This is a genomic window from Psychrobacter sp. BI730 (genome assembly GCF_013414195.1).
Lineage (GTDB): Bacteria > Pseudomonadota > Gammaproteobacteria > Pseudomonadales > Moraxellaceae > Psychrobacter.
On sequence record NZ_JAATTV010000006.1, the window covers coordinates 131,821 to 147,349 of the forward strand.

At 43.4% G+C, this 15,529-nt stretch carries 13 protein-coding genes; 10 read left to right on the forward strand and 3 right to left on the reverse strand.

The genetic code is table 11. The features are described 5' to 3' along the window. Positions 1-88 precede the first annotated feature (88 nt). Positions 89-1,765, forward strand: coding sequence for an iron ABC transporter permease (locus tag HCZ91_RS06175; protein WP_179798695.1), 1,677 nt, complete (start codon positions 89-91; stop codon positions 1,763-1,765). Between the two features lie 124 nt (positions 1,766-1,889). Then, positions 1,890-3,215 carry an ABC transporter ATP-binding protein gene (locus HCZ91_RS06180; protein WP_218870070.1) on the forward strand — a complete coding sequence of 442 codons (1,326 nt, stop codon included), beginning with the start codon at positions 1,890-1,892 and terminating at the stop codon, positions 3,213-3,215. Positions 3,216-3,248: 33 nt separating this feature from the next. On the opposite strand, the gene HCZ91_RS06185 is transcribed toward HCZ91_RS06180, so the two are convergent. Beyond that, positions 3,249-4,100 (reverse strand): methyltransferase domain-containing protein, encoded by an 852-nt coding sequence (locus HCZ91_RS06185; RefSeq protein WP_179798696.1) that lies wholly within the window; start codon positions 4,098-4,100, stop codon positions 3,249-3,251. Positions 4,101-4,155: 55 nt separating this feature from the next. After that, positions 4,156-4,437 carry a hypothetical protein gene (locus HCZ91_RS06190; protein ID WP_102092006.1) on the reverse strand — a complete coding sequence of 94 codons (282 nt, stop codon included), beginning with the start codon at positions 4,435-4,437 and terminating at the stop codon, positions 4,156-4,158. 469 nt (positions 4,438-4,906) lie between these two features. Here HCZ91_RS06190 and HCZ91_RS06195 point away from each other — a divergent pair, with 469 nt between their 5' ends. From HCZ91_RS06195 to HCZ91_RS06225, 7 genes are all read left to right on the forward strand, one after another. Next, the gene (locus tag HCZ91_RS06195) at positions 4,907-5,086 is read left to right on the forward strand and encodes a hypothetical protein (protein ID WP_160021614.1); all 180 of its coding nucleotides are present in this window, start codon (positions 4,907-4,909) and stop codon (positions 5,084-5,086) included. A 304-nt stretch (positions 5,087-5,390) separates the two neighbouring features. Continuing rightward, on the forward strand, positions 5,391-8,183 hold the full coding sequence (gene gyrA / locus HCZ91_RS06200) for a DNA gyrase subunit A (protein WP_179798697.1): 2,793 nt from the start codon (positions 5,391-5,393) through the stop codon (positions 8,181-8,183). A 176-nt stretch (positions 8,184-8,359) separates the two neighbouring features. Continuing rightward, positions 8,360-9,430, forward strand: coding sequence for an EamA family transporter RarD (gene rarD, locus HCZ91_RS06205; protein ID WP_179798698.1), 1,071 nt, complete (start codon positions 8,360-8,362; stop codon positions 9,428-9,430). 240 nt (positions 9,431-9,670) lie between these two features. After that, positions 9,671-10,741 carry an EamA family transporter RarD gene (gene rarD / locus HCZ91_RS06210; RefSeq protein ID WP_179798699.1) on the forward strand — a complete coding sequence of 357 codons (1,071 nt, stop codon included), beginning with the start codon at positions 9,671-9,673 and terminating at the stop codon, positions 10,739-10,741. A 194-nt stretch (positions 10,742-10,935) separates the two neighbouring features. Beyond that, entirely contained in the window at positions 10,936-11,604 is a 669-nt protein-coding gene (locus HCZ91_RS06215; RefSeq protein ID WP_102094352.1) for a glutathione S-transferase, read from the forward strand. A gap of 94 nt (positions 11,605-11,698) precedes the next feature. Beyond that, complete coding sequence (locus HCZ91_RS06220; protein WP_179798700.1) at positions 11,699-12,010, forward strand: hypothetical protein; 312 nt, start codon at positions 11,699-11,701, stop codon at positions 12,008-12,010. Between the two features lie 101 nt (positions 12,011-12,111). Next, positions 12,112-13,248 carry a ribonuclease Z gene (locus HCZ91_RS06225; RefSeq protein WP_179798701.1) on the forward strand — a complete coding sequence of 379 codons (1,137 nt, stop codon included), beginning with the start codon at positions 12,112-12,114 and terminating at the stop codon, positions 13,246-13,248. Positions 13,249-13,288: 40 nt separating this feature from the next. Here the strand turns inward: HCZ91_RS06225 and HCZ91_RS06230 are convergent, their stop codons facing one another. Beyond that, positions 13,289-14,236, reverse strand: coding sequence for an ATP-binding protein (locus HCZ91_RS06230; RefSeq protein WP_179798739.1), 948 nt, complete (start codon positions 14,234-14,236; stop codon positions 13,289-13,291). A 216-nt stretch (positions 14,237-14,452) separates the two neighbouring features. On the opposite strand from HCZ91_RS06230, the gene HCZ91_RS06235 reads away from it, so the two are divergent. Beyond that, complete coding sequence (locus HCZ91_RS06235) at positions 14,453-15,478, forward strand: protein kinase (RefSeq protein WP_179798702.1); 1,026 nt, start codon at positions 14,453-14,455, stop codon at positions 15,476-15,478. Positions 15,479-15,529: the final 51 nt, after the last annotated feature.

Below are 15,529 nucleotides of genomic sequence, written 5' to 3' on the forward strand. Positions count from 1 at the left end.
TATTACAGATGAGTTATTTGGGTAATGACGATTTTAAGGTTGGTATAAGCTTACAAGGTCTCTATACGTATGACACGGTAATGATAATATGATCACAACGCCAGATGCGTCTGTTAGTCAAAACGATACTGTCAATAACGGTGTTAATGACCAGCAGACTGTCAGCCAAGACCACGCTCTTCGTAAACGTATTATCTCGAAATCAGTCTTAGGGCTGATTTCGTTGTTTATGCTAGTACCGATTTTAATCGTGCTGCTGTCGTGGACTCAGCCAGTGGCAGAGATTTGGACACACATGGCAGACTATGTACTGCCGCAAGTGCTCAAAAACACGGCGATTTTATTGCTAATGGTGACTGTTGTTTCAGGCACTATTGGTACTGCTCTGGCTTGGGTTACTAGTATGTATCGTTTCCCTGGTCAGCGTTTCTTTTCGTGGGCGTTGATGTTGCCACTTGCCATCCCTGCTTATGTGTTGGCATTTGTCACTATCGGGATTGTTGATTTCAGTGGGCCGCTACAGACAGCTCTGCGCGATTCTGGCATTAGTACTGCCATACCGTCGATAAGGAATGTATGGGGTGCAGGCTTGGTATTATCGCTAGCGTTTTACCCTTACGTATATCTGCTCGCGCGTCAGGCATTTTTGTCGCAAGGTAGGCGAGCGATAGAAGCGGGGCAGATGCTAGGTTTGAGTCGTAGCCGTGTATTTTTTCGACTGGCGCTACCACAAGCACTACCGTGGATCATTGGCGGCTTGTTGCTAGCCAGTATGGAAACCTTAGCGGATTTTGGTGCAGTATCGGTATTTAATGTCGATACTTTTACTACTGCCATTTACAAGGCATGGTTTGGTTTTTTTAGTTTGACCACAGCGGCTCAGCTAGCAGCCTTGCTTATTGGTGTGATATTTATCGTGGTATTGTTTGAGCAGTATTGGCAAGCTAAGCGTGGTAGCTCACTTACCCAAGGTAGTAGCCAGCGCTTTGACGCTAGCAAACCTGCCAAACTAGCCATGACACTGCTGTGTACGCTCATTTTTTTAATCGCCTTCTTAATTCCTTTCTTACAGCTCATTTATTGGACAGCATTGAATTTTCGCCAAGATTTTGATGCGCGTTACATTGATTTTGTTACCAACAGCCTCATGATTGCTAGTATGACCACGCTGTTTATTGCCTTTTTGGCCATTATCATTGCGTGGATCAAACGGCAGTACCCTGATAAATCGACTAAGCTAATGACCACTTTAGCCAATTTAGGCTATGTCGTACCGGGGACTGTGTTGGCGGTAGGGATATTTATACCCATTGCGTGGCTTGATAATCAAATGATTGCCTTTGGTATCACCTCACAGCAAGTGCTCTCTGGCAGCGTCATTGTTATGCTACTGGCGTTATCGACGCGTTTTATGACGGTGAGTTTTCAGCCTGTTGACAGACAGTTGCAGCGATTGACTGTCAATCAAGAAGCTGCTGCAAAATTACTTAGCGACAGTCCTTATCAGCGCTGGCGTCATGTAATGCTACCTGTGCTTAGCCCTGGTGTATTGACTGCACTATTGATGGGCTTTGTCGAAGTGATGAAAGAGATGCCCATTACGCTAATGACACGGCGTCAAGGCTGGGATACGCTTGCAGTACGAGTGTTTGAAATGACGAGCGAAGGTATGTGGGGACGAGCCGCTTTGCCGAGCTTACTAATTGTGCTGGTTGGTTTGCTCCCTGTTTGGATATTACTGCGTCAAAGCGACAAACACAGCTAGTAACAACAAAGTTAATAGCAATAATTTGGTATAAGTTTAACAGCACACGCGTAGTGTCAGCTATATTATAATTTGCTCTGTTTTATCGATGGTTTTACTTACTAATAGCGAACTGGTACCGTTTATGTACACTGATTCAATGAACGACTCAACAAATTCTAAGTCAGAAAAGGCTCGGGCTAGCCATACGCCTGTAGCAAAATCACCACTGTCACAAAATAGAACCAATCCAGTTCAGCCGAATAAAACTGTAGAACAAAGCAATACCTCACAACAAAATACTGAGAAATATATCGCCACAGATCCTTATTTTAGTGTGCAAAATCTCATCGTAGGCTATGACGATACTATTGTTGTCAATGGTCTATCATTGATGCTGGAACAAGGCGAGATTGGTTGTTTCTTGGGTTATAGCGGCTGCGGGAAGACCACAGCACTTCGAGCAATCGCGGGACTGGAGCAAAGTCGCGGCGGCACTATCTATCTAAATAATCAACGCTTAACTGAAAAAACAGCTCGCCAATCATTCGCAGTTGCGCCAGCTAAGCGTGGCATGGGCATGGTGTTTCAGGATTATGCTCTTTTTGGTCATTTAAGCGTGGCAAAGAACATCGCCTTTGGTCTCAATAAATGGTCAGCTGCTGACAAAAAAGCCCGTGTAGCTGAGATGCTAAGCTTAGTTGAATTGACTGAGCATGCGGATAAACGTCCTAATAAGCTCTCTGGTGGTCAGCAGCAGCGTGTGGCTCTTGCAAGAGCGCTAGCACCCAAACCAAAACTACTATTACTTGATGAGCCGTTCTCTAATCTAGATGTAGTACTGCGTGAATCACTGGCAATGAATGTCCGTGATATTCTCAAACGTACCAATACCACAGCGATTTTGGTCACTCATGATCAAAATGAAGCGTTCGCGCTAGCGGATAAAGTAGGGGTAATGGATAAAGGACGATTGGTACAGTGGGCGCGACCAAGTGAGCTGTATCATGAGCCTGTCAGTTCTTTTGTCGCAGAATTCGTAGGCGAAGGCGCTATGATAGACGGTATTATCAAAGAAGGTCATGTTGAGACGGCGCTTGGCAATATCTATCGCCGCATGGAAGTCTATGATCAATCAGGACAACCACAGTACTGCGAATATGATTATCCAAATGGTACACCAATCAAAGTGCTCGTGCGTCCTGACGATATTATCCATGATGATGATAGTACGCAGACAGCCTTGGTGATTGGGCGAGTGTTCCGCGGTGCCAACTATTTGTACCGTCTACAGTTAGATGACGGACAGACCATATTATCACTGGTTGCTAGCCATCATAATCATGAAATTGGTTCACATATTGGTATCTTGCCGTTATTGGAGCATGTGGTCGTGTTTGACGAAAAAGAGGTCAATGCCACCACTTGGTCAGAATATGACAGATCATCGAGAGTTGATGAAGACGTTTAGCAGCCTTCACAGCTTTTGAGCGGTTGTCTAAGTTTACCGTTTAGCCAAAATATGCAAATACCGTCCAAGCCATTTGTATGGCTCTAATTGTGAGTAGCGCAGCTCCATCCTTATCACCGCATCTGGATCGTTATGACCGCCACGCTTGAGCGGTGCATAGTCATGAAATACCCGTAGACCACTGCTACGTACCGTCTGATAGTCATGCGCCTTCAACCAAGACTCCACTTCTTCTTTAGCAACGGGATGATTGGGTGTGAGGCTTTTCTTATTGTCCGCCTTGTAGTCTGTATTATCGAGTAAATTAAAATTTCCCATGATGAGGTTGCGATAATCAAAGCTTGCGGGATTATAAAAGCACAAAGATAGCGCGCCATCATCGGTTAGATATTGATCAAAGAAGTCCATGACGGCAGCAGGCTCTGCCAACCATTCAAGTAGCGCGTGCGATAGGATCAAATCAAACTTATCGTTTTCCTCTTTACCTAGCGTTTCTTCAAGCGCTTGGTATGGACAGACGTGCCATGTGATATCCAGCGCTTGATCGATTTGTTCAGCGTTTGCTTTTGCCTTCTCAAGCATATTTGCGGATATATCATTGATGACTACGCTATGACTTTGAGCAGCCAGCTCTATCGCAATTTGCGCAAGCCCTGCACCCACATCCAGGATACGTAAAGGTCGCCCAAGCGCCTCACTCATCTGTGAACTATATTCAAAAATATCACGGCGTAGCACAGCCAATCGAATCTCGCCTTTTAAACCACCATAGACTTTCTTTTCGAAATGATCGGCAATAGCATTGAAACTACGATCTGCTCGATCGTTTTCTGCTGGTATAGAAAGGTTTGAGTCAGGCTGGCTATCTTGATGTTTAATTGTCATAGGTATTTAGATCAATAAGTAAGAGGGTCAAATTAATAAAACTATTCAGTATTAACTAGCGTTTCAGGCGTCTGTTAATTACCCATTTAAAAACGACTTTCGCTAAAACAATAACGATAAATACCACGATAACAAACACCCACATACCATTGCCTTGTAGATTTTCTTGATAGGCTTTTGACAAGTATGCTGATAAAGCCATAGCGACTAAAAGTGCTCCCCAACGGACATAAGGGACAGCGCGATTGTTATGGTTAGGAAAGCTAGCAACATAATCGCTCGAAAAACTGTATAGCACCATTGCTAAAATCCAAACAATTGCAAGAATGATATCCATAATAAAAGTAGCCTGTTAGGTCGTTATTTAAGTGCTATAAAAGATGAGGTAGTGTAGCGTTTAGAATTTTTTTGTCCAGTATCACTAAAAAATAACCGCATTAAAGTCGTTTAAATCACCATGTACTCATTAAAATAATATGATTTTGAAAGCTATTAGCTCATGGCAAAGCATTATGGTTATGAAAACAATATGACCATAACAACAATCAGTTCACGTCAGAGACAGTTGTAGGTGTTGTTGTATTGGCTAAATATTCTAAGCATCCTAGTTGTTTGGTCAATAGAGCTTATATGCAAACCACGTATGAGTTCTATATTCAAGATTTTAGCGTTAAATTAAATGTTATGTTGAATTTTAGATAGAAATATAAGTATCCACTCAGTTAGTCAAAATAAATCTTGTCGAACTGTAGCTAATGAGTATAGTATTTTTCTATTTAATATCCATCAGATATGGAGAATAAACAATGAAATCAATCAGCACAGCGCTACTCGCCCTAGTATTTGCCTTTACATCTATGAGCCAAGCACAAGCTCGAAATACGCCTTGTTCAGGTAAAATGGGCGGGCTGTCTCATTGCTCAGCAGATGGTAAGTTCGTCTGTAAAAATGGCAAAATCAGCCAATCAAAAAAAACCTGTCATTAGAATTATTTTAGTGTGTGTCAATAATTCAAAATATCACTGCGAATGAACCGTCTAGCTTGATTTTAATGGTACTCAGAACCCCCTAAATCAGCAAATTTGTGCTAAAATAGCTTCTTTTATTAAACATTGTTTTTAACAAAAACCGTATCACTATTTTCCTATTGTTTTGCACGTGTAGCAGTGTTTTTTTATGGTGTCTATTTTGGTCATGACTGCCCATTTATGTGGCAGTATTTTTATATGATCTATGGGTGCCATAAGCGATGTGTCAACGTTAGAAAAAAATGTGAGTGAAGGAGTGTATATGAGCGAATCGGTCAGTCCTATTGGCATCGTAGATGAACTAAAGCAGTCGTATTTGGATTATGCGATGAGCGTGATCGTCTCGCGTGCGCTGCCTGATGTGCGTGATGGGTTCAAACCTGTACACCGCCGCGTGATGTATGCCATGCACGTGCTATCAAACGATTATAATAAACCGTATAAAAAATCAGCACGTGTGGTCGGTGATGTTATCGGTAAGTACCATCCACATGGCGATAGTGCCGTCTATGATGCCATCGTCCGTATGGCGCAGGATTTTAGCTTGCGCTATCCAATGGTTGATGGTCAAGGTAACTTTGGCTCGATCGATGATGATCCTCCGGCTGCGATGCGTTATACCGAAGTACGTATGACCAAACTGACCCACCAGATGCTCGCTGATTTGGACAAAGACACGGTCGATTGGGAAGACAACTACGACGGCTCTGAGCGCATGCCAAGCGTGATGCCAGCGCGTATTCCTAACCTATTGGTCAATGGCGCGACGGGTATCGCTGTTGGTATGGCGACCAATATGGCACCGCATAACCTGACCGAAGTGATCAATGCTTGTCTTGCTTATGCTGAAAACCCACAAGTTTCAGCTGAAGAGCTGATGTCGCATATCTCAGGTCCTGATTTTCCAACCGGCGGTATTATCTATGGTCGCGCTGGCATTTTAGATGCTTATCGTACGGGTAAAGGCCGTTTGCATATTCGTGGTCGTTATCATATCGAGCCGATGAGCAATTCTGGCGTCAACCGTGATCGTGAGCGCATCGTATTTACCGAAGTACCTTATCAGGCCAATAAAGCCAAACTGATCGAGCGTATCGCAGAGCTTGTCCGTGATAAAAAAATCGAAGGCATTAGCGAGATTCGTGATGAGTCTGATAAAGACGGTATGCGTATCGCTATTGATTTGCGTCGCGGTGAGACGGCTGAAGTTATTGTTAATAACCTATTTCTACAAACGCCGCTAGAGTCTAGCTTTAGTATCAATATGGTGGCGCTGGATAATGGTCAGCCAAAACTATTGACCTTGCGTCAGCTTATCGCTGCGTTTGTTCGTCATCGTCAAGAAGTGGTGACCCGCCGTACGATTTATGAATTGAACAAAGCCCGCGTTCGTGGGCATTTGCTAGAAGGTCTAACGGTCGCTCTAGCCAATATTGACGAAATTATTGCGACGATTAAAGCCTCTGCAAACCGTGGATTGGCGCGCGAAAGTCTATTAAATAATACATGGGGTTCAGGTAGTGTCGTTGCGATGCTTACAGCTGCTGGTAGTCAGTCAGTACGTCCTGAGTTTATCGATGGCGAAGATCCTAAAGCGCCGTTTGGTCTAATCGAAGGCGAAGAGCGTTATCGCTTATCACTTGAGCAGGTCAATGCGATTTTAGATATGCAATTGCATCGTTTGACTGGTCTTGAGCAAGATAAATTGACCGAAGAATACCAAGACTTACTGCGTGAAATCGCGCATTTAGAGTCTATCCTTGGCGATTTTGATAAGCTGATGGCGATTATCTCTAATGAGATGATCGAGATTCGCGATAATTTTGGTGATGAGCGCCGTACCGATATCATCGATTCACGTATGGACTTTAGTCGCGAAGACCTTATCCCTGAGCAAACGGTCGTTATGACGGTATCGCGTACTGGCTACGCCAAAACTCAGCCGATTGATGACTATGTTGCACAAAAACGTGGCGGTAAAGGTAAGTCTGCCACAGCAATGAAAGAAGACGATGTAATCGATCATTTAGTCGTGACATCAACGCATTCGACGGTACTGTGTTTCACTGATAGTGGACGTGTCTTTAGTCTACGTGGTTTTGAAGTGCCGATTGCTAGTCGCGGTGCTCGTGGTCGTCCATTGGTTAATCTAATTGGCCTAAATAGCGACGAAACCGTTACAACCATACTACCAATTCCAAAAATTGTGGAAGATACATCAATAGTAAGTGAAGTATCAGAAGTAAGCAATGATGACGATTCGGTAGAAGATACCAACCAAGCAGAGCCACCTTTTGTGTTCTTTGCCACTGCCAATGGTACAGTGAAGCGAGTAGAGCTGAAGCAGTTTGCCAATATCAGATCGAACGGTTTGATTGCAGTTGGATTAGAAGACGGTGATAAATTGGTCAGTGCTCGTATCACCAATGGTAGCCAAGAAGTGATGTTGTTTGCTTCAAGTGGTAAAGCCATTCGTTTCGATGAGAATGACGCGCGTGCGATGGGCCGTACTGCAAAAGGCGTCCGCGGTATGCGTCTGGCTACTGACGAATTTATCAAATCATTAGTCGTTATCGAAGATGATGTACGTGAAATCTTGATTGCTTGTGAAAACGGCTTTGGTAAACGTACCTTTATCGATGAGTTCAATACGCAAAATCGTGGCGGTGGCGGTGTGATCGCTATCAAGACCAGCGAACGTAATGGCGCACTAGTAAGAGCGACCAAGGTTGACTCTACCGATGATATTATCCTAATCTCTGATAAAGGCACATTGGTTCGTACCCCAGTTGAGCATGTTGCTAGCTCTGGTCGTAATACGCAAGGCGTAACATTGATTCGTCTGTCAAAAGATGAAAAACTGGTTGCTATGGCGCGTGTTGAGCACGAAGAGAGCGATGACGAGCTTATCGATGCCATGAGAGAAGACGGTACGTTTGAGGTAGAAGGTCAAGAGCAGATAGATATTGATGCGACAACTGACAATACTGCAACTACCGACGTCGATGATGCGATTGATATTGCAAACGACAATAAACCAAGTGACAATCTATAATAGACTAACTATGCATAAGACGATGACGAGTAATAGTCTTGGTAATTAGCTTTTGAGTCTAGTCTCTTAGCATTTTTCTAGAAAAAAGCCTCTGACGTTATCGTCGGAGGCTTTTGTTTTTTCATTCTCATTTTTTCAATACTGTAAATAAGGTTCTATTTTTTAAGGCTGTTGTTATGCTTACGACCAATCAAACTTTTCAGGGAACGGTTGCTTCGGTATCATCGAGCTTTTTATTCGCGATGATGTTTTTGTTTGGGTTGTTTATGCTGCCCTTAACCGGTACGCAGGTGGCATCATGGCGTGTGCTCATGATGTTGCTCAGTTTGGTGATACTGGTCAGTTTGACCAAGCAATGGCAACATGTTTTTGATTATATAAAGACGCTAAAGACACTAAAAGAATGGTTAATATTTATACTGCCAGCGCCAATCCTAGGCGGGCAGATTTGGTTGTTTATGTGGGCGCCGGTTAATGGGTTTGGTCTCGATGTCACGTTGGGTTATTTCTTATTGCCGCTAGTGATGATTGTGCTTGGTCGATTCTTTTATCATGAGTATATGAGCATCTTGCAGTGGGCTGCCGCGATATTTGCAGCGCTCGGCATCGGCTACGATATTGTTCAGTATGGCTCAGTCTCTTGGGTGACACTGTTTGTATGCTTGGGTTATCCGCCATATTATCTGCTACGGCGTACCCTTTCTGTACCGCCCATTACAGGATTATTGTTTGATTTGACGCTGTTGACACCAGTCGTGCTGATCGTGCTTTATATGACGGGTGGTTTTGATGTTGCGGCGCAAGATGTGAAGTTCTGGTATCTATTGCCGCTGCTTGGTGCTTTTAGTGCGCTTGCGATGTCGCTGACGATGATTGCCAGTAGCAAGTTGCCAGTATCACTGTTTGGGGCATTAAGTTATATCGAGCCGATGCTGTTATTTGTGTTGTCTATCACGGTTCTGAGTCAAAGCCTTGAAGAAGGTGGTTCGCTCTTTATGTATGGCATGATTACGCTTGCGCTACTGGTCATGATGGCCGATAGCATAAAAGGTTACCTCGTTCGTCAGCGTAATGACCGCTTGCATGGCTATAGAGAGCTTCAGATTGGCGGCTTTCCACCGCGTCGTCACTTTATCAATCAGCGTATCGATGGCGTGCTAAAAGCCCATCGTTTTCGTAAGATTCGTCGTTATCAAAAAAAGATGGATAAGATACAGCAAAAAATCGAACAACTTGATGCAAAATAAGCACTTACCTGCATTAAATTTACTCAATTTAAAAGTTTAGACACTAGATGAACAGTGGCATTGCTTATTCATTCTGACTTTGACATAATGCCGACCATGATGTAAGCCTAATACATCAAAAGCGTTCAACTTAGATTGCGCGACGACCTTATATGCAAAAGCCTCAGACGTTCTCGTCTGAGGCTTTTGTTTTTTTTAAAAATTGCCATGGATGTGCCCCAATCTTTAAAGGCTGTTGTGATGCTGACTACTAACCAAACCTCGCAGGGTACAATCACTGCTGTCGCTGCAAATTTTTTATACTCATTGCTGTTCTTATTTGGTCTACTGCTGCAACCATTATCAGGTACGCAAGTCGCTTCGTGGCGCGTGCTGACAATGTTTTTTAGTCTCGTGCTGCTGGTCAGCGTATTAAAGCAGTGGCAGCACATTTTCGATTATCTAAAAACACTAAAGAACGCGAAAGAGTGGTTTTTATTTATACTACCCACACCGATTTTGGGCGCGCAAATCTGGATATTTATGTGGGCGCCAGTCAATGGGTTGGGGCTTGAAGTAACGTTGGGTTATTTCCTATATCCGATGATTATGATTGTTGTCGGCAGGTTCTTTTACAACGAAGACATGAGCTTACTTCAGTGGGCTGCCATTGTGTGTGCAGGTCTTGGTATCGCTTACGATATTTTTGAGTATGGCGCTATTTCTTGGGCGACTTTATTTGTTTGCTTGGGTTATCCTCCTTATTATCTACTACGCCGCAAGTTGGCAGTACCGCCTATTACTGGTTTGATTTCAGACCTCGTATTGTTGTTACCAGTCGTACTGGTCGCGCTGTATATGAATGGCGGTTTTGAAGTAGCAATCACCAACCACAAGCTTTGGTACCTGTTGCCGTTATTAGGCATTATCAGTACCGCTGCAATGTCACTAACAATGGTGGCCAGTCAGAAGCTTCCTGTCTCACTTTTTGGCACTCTGTGCTACCTTGAGCCAATATTCTTGTTCATATTCTCAATCGCAATTTTAGATCGCAGCCTACATGATGGTGGCTCCATGCTGATGTATAGCATGATTTTTGTCGCATTGCTGATTATGATTGCTGATAGCGCGTTGGGCTATATGGCGCGTAAACGTGAAGACCGCTTACATGGCTACAATGAACCACAAGTAGGCAGTTTTCCACCACGTCGTCGCCTGAAAAATCGCCGTATCAAAGGCGTGCTAATCGCGCATCGATTCCGCCAAATCAAAAAATATCAGCAAAAAATAGATAAAATGACGCGCAAGATTGAAGCATTGCATTTAGATTGATGTTGAAGAGTACACCGTCTGAGATAGTATCGATTCGGTAGGCATTGTTTTCCAGTATGTCTACCAACTCATAGTATTAAACAATTAGAAATTACGCTATTATCGAGAGCAGTAGGGCCACGATCGAGTAAACGTATGGCGCTATATCTAAGATACTATGGCTGATTTACTACAATATATAACTAGGACGGTTTATGTTACATCTTCATCATTTAGCAAACTCGCGCTCGTTTCGTATTATCTGGCTGTTGGAAGAGCTCGGCGTTGATTATAAACTGACTTGCTATGAGCGCAATAAGGCATACCGTGCCCCTGATAGCTTAAAGCAAGTGCATCCGATTGGTAATGCACCGATACTAGAAGCGGACGATCGTGTGCTGATTGAGTCAGGGTTTATCATTGAATATTTGATTAAGCACTATGATAAAGAAAAGCAGTTCAAACCTGACGATAATAACGAAGCAGCGTGGGAAGCCTACACGTTTTGGCTACACTTTGCAGAGGCTTCATTGATGCCACTGTTGGTCATGCGTTTGGTATTCACAAAAGTAGTGTCTCAGTCGCCGATGCTAATCAAACCTATCAGCAAAAAAATCCAAGGTCAGATTGAAAAGAACATGATCAGTAGCGGTTTGGAGAAGATGTTAGATATGATGGAGCGTCATCTACATGAAAACCATTGGTTTGCAGGTAGTGAATTTAGCGCCGCTGATATTCAAATGCATCTTGCAGTCTTGGGTGCCAATGCTGGTGCAGGTTTAGATCAGAGTAAATATACCAATCTTTTGAACTGGCTCAAACGCTGCGAAGAACGAGATGCCTTTAAGCGAGCAGAAAAAAAGGGCGGCCGTCTGAATTTTTAGAGGATACTGGTATAATCATCTCTCAACGCTTAAGTAGCCATGTAGACCAAAGGCTTTGTTTATGAATAAACAAAGCCTTTTTTAGGATAATATCATGACAGATCTAAACACCTCGAATAAAGACCATCTGAAACAAGATAGCCTAGACAAAGATGACAATCAGTCAGCAACTCAAACATCACTTAATAAGCAAGATATCAGTATGCAAGAAAATAATAGACAGCAGATTAATAGCCAGCAAGTCTCTATCAAATCGTGGTCACAGAAAATTCTAGTGGTCATTCTGTGTGCAGCGAGCTTTTATGGTGGCTGGAAATCTTACGAATCGAATATGGTAAATGAGTGCACCGCCAATGGTGGACAAATGGTTGAAGGTCAAAAAACCATGATATGCCAACTGTCATAGCTAGGGCACACTCTTCGTTTATTCTACTTTTGTTATTTTTATAATGAAGAGACACACTTGTGCTTTTCAGCCAGTACTCCTGATAAATAAAAGGCATCATTATGCTAAAGCTAACCTTTTTGGGTACGTCCGCGGGTGTACCGACTAAACAGCGTAATGTGACTGCACTGGCGATAGAGTGTCTGAATCCGCATAGCTTTGGCGTACAGCAAAGAGGCCGTCAACAGAACAATCAGAGTAAGAAATCGCGTCCATGGGTGCTGATTGATTGCGGAGAGGGCACACAGCAGCAGTTGCTACATACTAAGCTCTCCTTACATCAATTGGCTGCTATCTGCATCACTCATGTGCATGGTGACCATTGCTACGGTCTACCAGGGCTATTAGCAAGCGCTGCTATGTCAGGACGCCGTGAACCATTAACTTTGATTGCCCCAAAAACGATTGCTACTTTGCTTGAAGCGATTACCGCCACTACAGAGCTGTATCTACCTTTTGCTCTCAATTTTGTAGAGATTGAAGAGGTGTTGGCTGAGCAAGGTGATACGAACAAAGTTAACATTAGCTTAAGCGGCCAACATCAGCTTGATATTGATATTACGCGGCTATCACATCGGGTTGCTTCTCATGCCTTTGGTATTACTCAGACTATTAGCCGCCGCATCCTTAATACAGATAAGCTTGTGGCAGATGGTGTTCCAGCAAGCGCACTATGGGGCAGATTGCAGCAAGGCGAAGATGTCACGACTGAGGGTAATAGACAATTGCACTCAGTAGACTATGTTGATGAGGAAATACAGCGGACGCGAGTGGTGGTGGCAGGAGACAATGATACGCCAGAGTGTTTGAGTGAAGCAGTTATGGACACAGATTTATTGGTGCATGAGGCCACTTATACGCATGAGGTCATGATGGCTATTCAAGCCAGAAACCCTGACTATGACCCGATGCATAGCAGTGCGCATGTGGTGGGCACATTCGCGCAAAAGATGAACCTGAAAAACATCATTTTGACCCACTTTAGCGCTCGCTATCAGAACTTTGATAATCCAGATAGCGAAACGCCAAATATGGCATATATTCGCTTAGATGCGCAAAGTGTCTATCAAGGCAATCTATGGCTGGCCGCAGATTTTGACCAATATATGGTTGATGGTGCAGTTGAGTCGGTAAGCAATCAAGAGGGCAGTCAAGAGGAGAACTGCGTGCAGTATATAGGCTCTGCACGCAATGATTAGACATGGTTAAGCTTAGATATGATTTAGCGTCAAATATGACCTAGCGCTTACTGTCTTCGATAGCCAATTGTGTTTCACCACTCCAAAAACGGCTAAATTGATAAGCAACTCGTCCTGAGCGACCACCACGCTCTGAGGCCCAACGTAGCGCATCCTTTCTGATCTTATCAGGCATAGACTGACTTTCCAAAATGTTCTTAGCCTCACTATCCACATCAGCTGAGATTTTTTGCTGCTCTAAATTCAGATAATGCTGAACGATTTGTAGATAAGTCTGCTGATCCATAGGATGGAAGGTGAGGGACAAACCGAATCGATCTGATAATGACACGGTTTCATCAATGGCCTCATAGGGATTGACTTCATCCGTCTGCCCATTATAAATATCGACATTGTCTTTCATCATCTGTGGTAGCAAGCGACGGCGATTACTGGTGGCGTAGACCAGTAGTTTGTCTTGCTCAGAGTCTAGCGAGCCATCAAGCACGCTCTTTAGTGCACGATAGCTTTCGTCTTGACCATTAAAAGCGAGGTCGTCACAGTATACGATATAGCGGCAATGACAATTTGGTGGTAGGGCATTAATAGCAGTACGAATCTTATCCAATACTTGCAGATCATCGCGGGCAACCTCAATAATACGCAAGCCTTCACTATGATGAGCTTGTAGCAAAGCGCGAATCAATGATGACTTACCGGCACCGCGTGTCCCTGACATCAATACATGGTTGGCAGGGTAACCTTTAATAAACTGACGGGTGTTTTGTACCAGTTTCGATTTTTGCGTATCGATACCATGCAAGTCATCTAAGCTCAAAAACAGGTTGACCGACAAAGGCTGCAGGTGACCAGTGCGTCCACCAACCCAGCGATAAGCAAGCTGGCTCGGGTCGATTTCAATAGTTGGTGTGACTCGCTCTTGTAAGTACTGACTGAGTAAGTTTAACAAAGGTGCGGGTAGGGCGTAAGTAGGTTGATCAGATGGCATAGTCGGGATAGTTGGTTGTGACATAGTGGCTCTAGCAATTAAGGTTGTCTTTAATACCATACCCAAAAATACAATTAACGCTGCTAACATTTCAGTGCCTACAATCTTAGTACCTATTGATCGTAGTACTTGTAATCATTATTCACGCTATTATTATCTTTGGAAATGATACGAATGGGAAGGCAATAATCTCGCTATATTATGAGAAACAATACCATGGAAAATAGTGCCAGTAATGCGTCTATTACGCAAGCTTTGCAAGCGCAGGCGATGCAGCTATTGCCCATTATCACCCAAGAACTGGACGCACAATATTTTAGGGAGATAGTGCATCAACGTATTGCTCAGCAAAGCACAGAACAAACGCAAGATGTCAAAACGCAACATATCGACAATACTTACTTCCAAGGTCTAACACGTGCCCAGCATCCGCAATTTGGTAGTGTGATGATTAAATGGCAGTTGAGTGATGGCGCTTATCCTATTGCTGCCGATTTAACTCATGAAGCGGATATTTTAGCTGCTGTAAATGCTTCATCGAAAATCAAAGATAATGCTATCGCACCGCCACTACTGGCTCATCATTGCGTGGACGTTCAAATACTAGGGCAGTTGCAACACTTAGTTATAGTAGTCACGCCTTATTATCCTAATGGTAGCTTGGCGAGTCAGCTGACCGCTTCAAAACATCTGTCATTGATAGCATCACAAAAGCATCATTTCATCATGAAGTCTGCATACTTGATAGCCAATTTGCATCAGGCTGGCTGGCTACATAATGATATCAAGCCCAGCAATATTATGCTTGAGGGTTCTGACGATGCATGGCCAGCAGATACCATGAGTAATAGTCTGACCCCTAGATTGTTACTTACTGATTTTGCTTTAGCACAACGTATGACGGTGGCTAATAGCCAACCAAATCCTGCTGGCACACCAGCGTATCTCGCACCTGAACGCTGGCAAGGTCAGCGTGCAACTATGCAAAGTGATATCTACGCGTTTGGCATCATGATGGTTGAGATACTAACAGGGAAACGCCCGTTTCAGGTAAATGCCGACAGCCATGAAAAATCAAAAGCGTGGGCGATTCAGCATTGCCAGCAACCCATTCCAACGTTGTCAGCAGAATATAGTCATTATCAATTTATTGTCGATAAAGCATTGGCGAAGCGGGTAGAGAGACGATATCAGAAGATGGATAAGATATTGATAGATTTGAAGTTATTAGAAAATAGCTGAATTTATTATTTTATTTTAAAAAGTGATTGTTTGTAGTATTCACATATTACC

Coding starts and splice junctions, on each gene's coding strand:
- HCZ91_RS06195 (WP_160021614.1), top strand. CDS start 4,907: ATGAAATCAATCAGCACAGCGCTACTCGCCCTAGTATTTGCCTTTACA.
- HCZ91_RS06235 (WP_179798702.1), top strand. CDS start 14,453: ATGGAAAATAGTGCCAGTAATGCGTCTATTACGCAAGCTTTGCAAGCG.
- HCZ91_RS06230 (WP_179798739.1), bottom strand. CDS start 14,236: ATGCCATCTGATCAACCTACTTACGCCCTACCCGCACCTTTGTTAAAC.
- HCZ91_RS06175 (WP_179798695.1), top strand. CDS start 89: ATGATCACAACGCCAGATGCGTCTGTTAGTCAAAACGATACTGTCAAT.
- HCZ91_RS06220 (WP_179798700.1), top strand. CDS start 11,699: ATGACAGATCTAAACACCTCGAATAAAGACCATCTGAAACAAGATAGC.
- HCZ91_RS06225 (WP_179798701.1), top strand. CDS start 12,112: ATGCTAAAGCTAACCTTTTTGGGTACGTCCGCGGGTGTACCGACTAAA.
- HCZ91_RS06215 (WP_102094352.1), top strand. CDS start 10,936: ATGTTACATCTTCATCATTTAGCAAACTCGCGCTCGTTTCGTATTATC.
- rarD (WP_179798699.1), top strand. CDS start 9,671: ATGCTGACTACTAACCAAACCTCGCAGGGTACAATCACTGCTGTCGCT.
- gyrA (WP_179798697.1), top strand. CDS start 5,391: ATGAGCGAATCGGTCAGTCCTATTGGCATCGTAGATGAACTAAAGCAG.
- HCZ91_RS06190 (WP_102092006.1), bottom strand. CDS start 4,437: ATGGATATCATTCTTGCAATTGTTTGGATTTTAGCAATGGTGCTATAC.
- rarD (WP_179798698.1), top strand. CDS start 8,360: ATGCTTACGACCAATCAAACTTTTCAGGGAACGGTTGCTTCGGTATCA.
- HCZ91_RS06185 (WP_179798696.1), bottom strand. CDS start 4,100: ATGACAATTAAACATCAAGATAGCCAGCCTGACTCAAACCTTTCTATA.
- HCZ91_RS06180 (WP_218870070.1), top strand. CDS start 1,890: ATGTACACTGATTCAATGAACGACTCAACAAATTCTAAGTCAGAAAAG.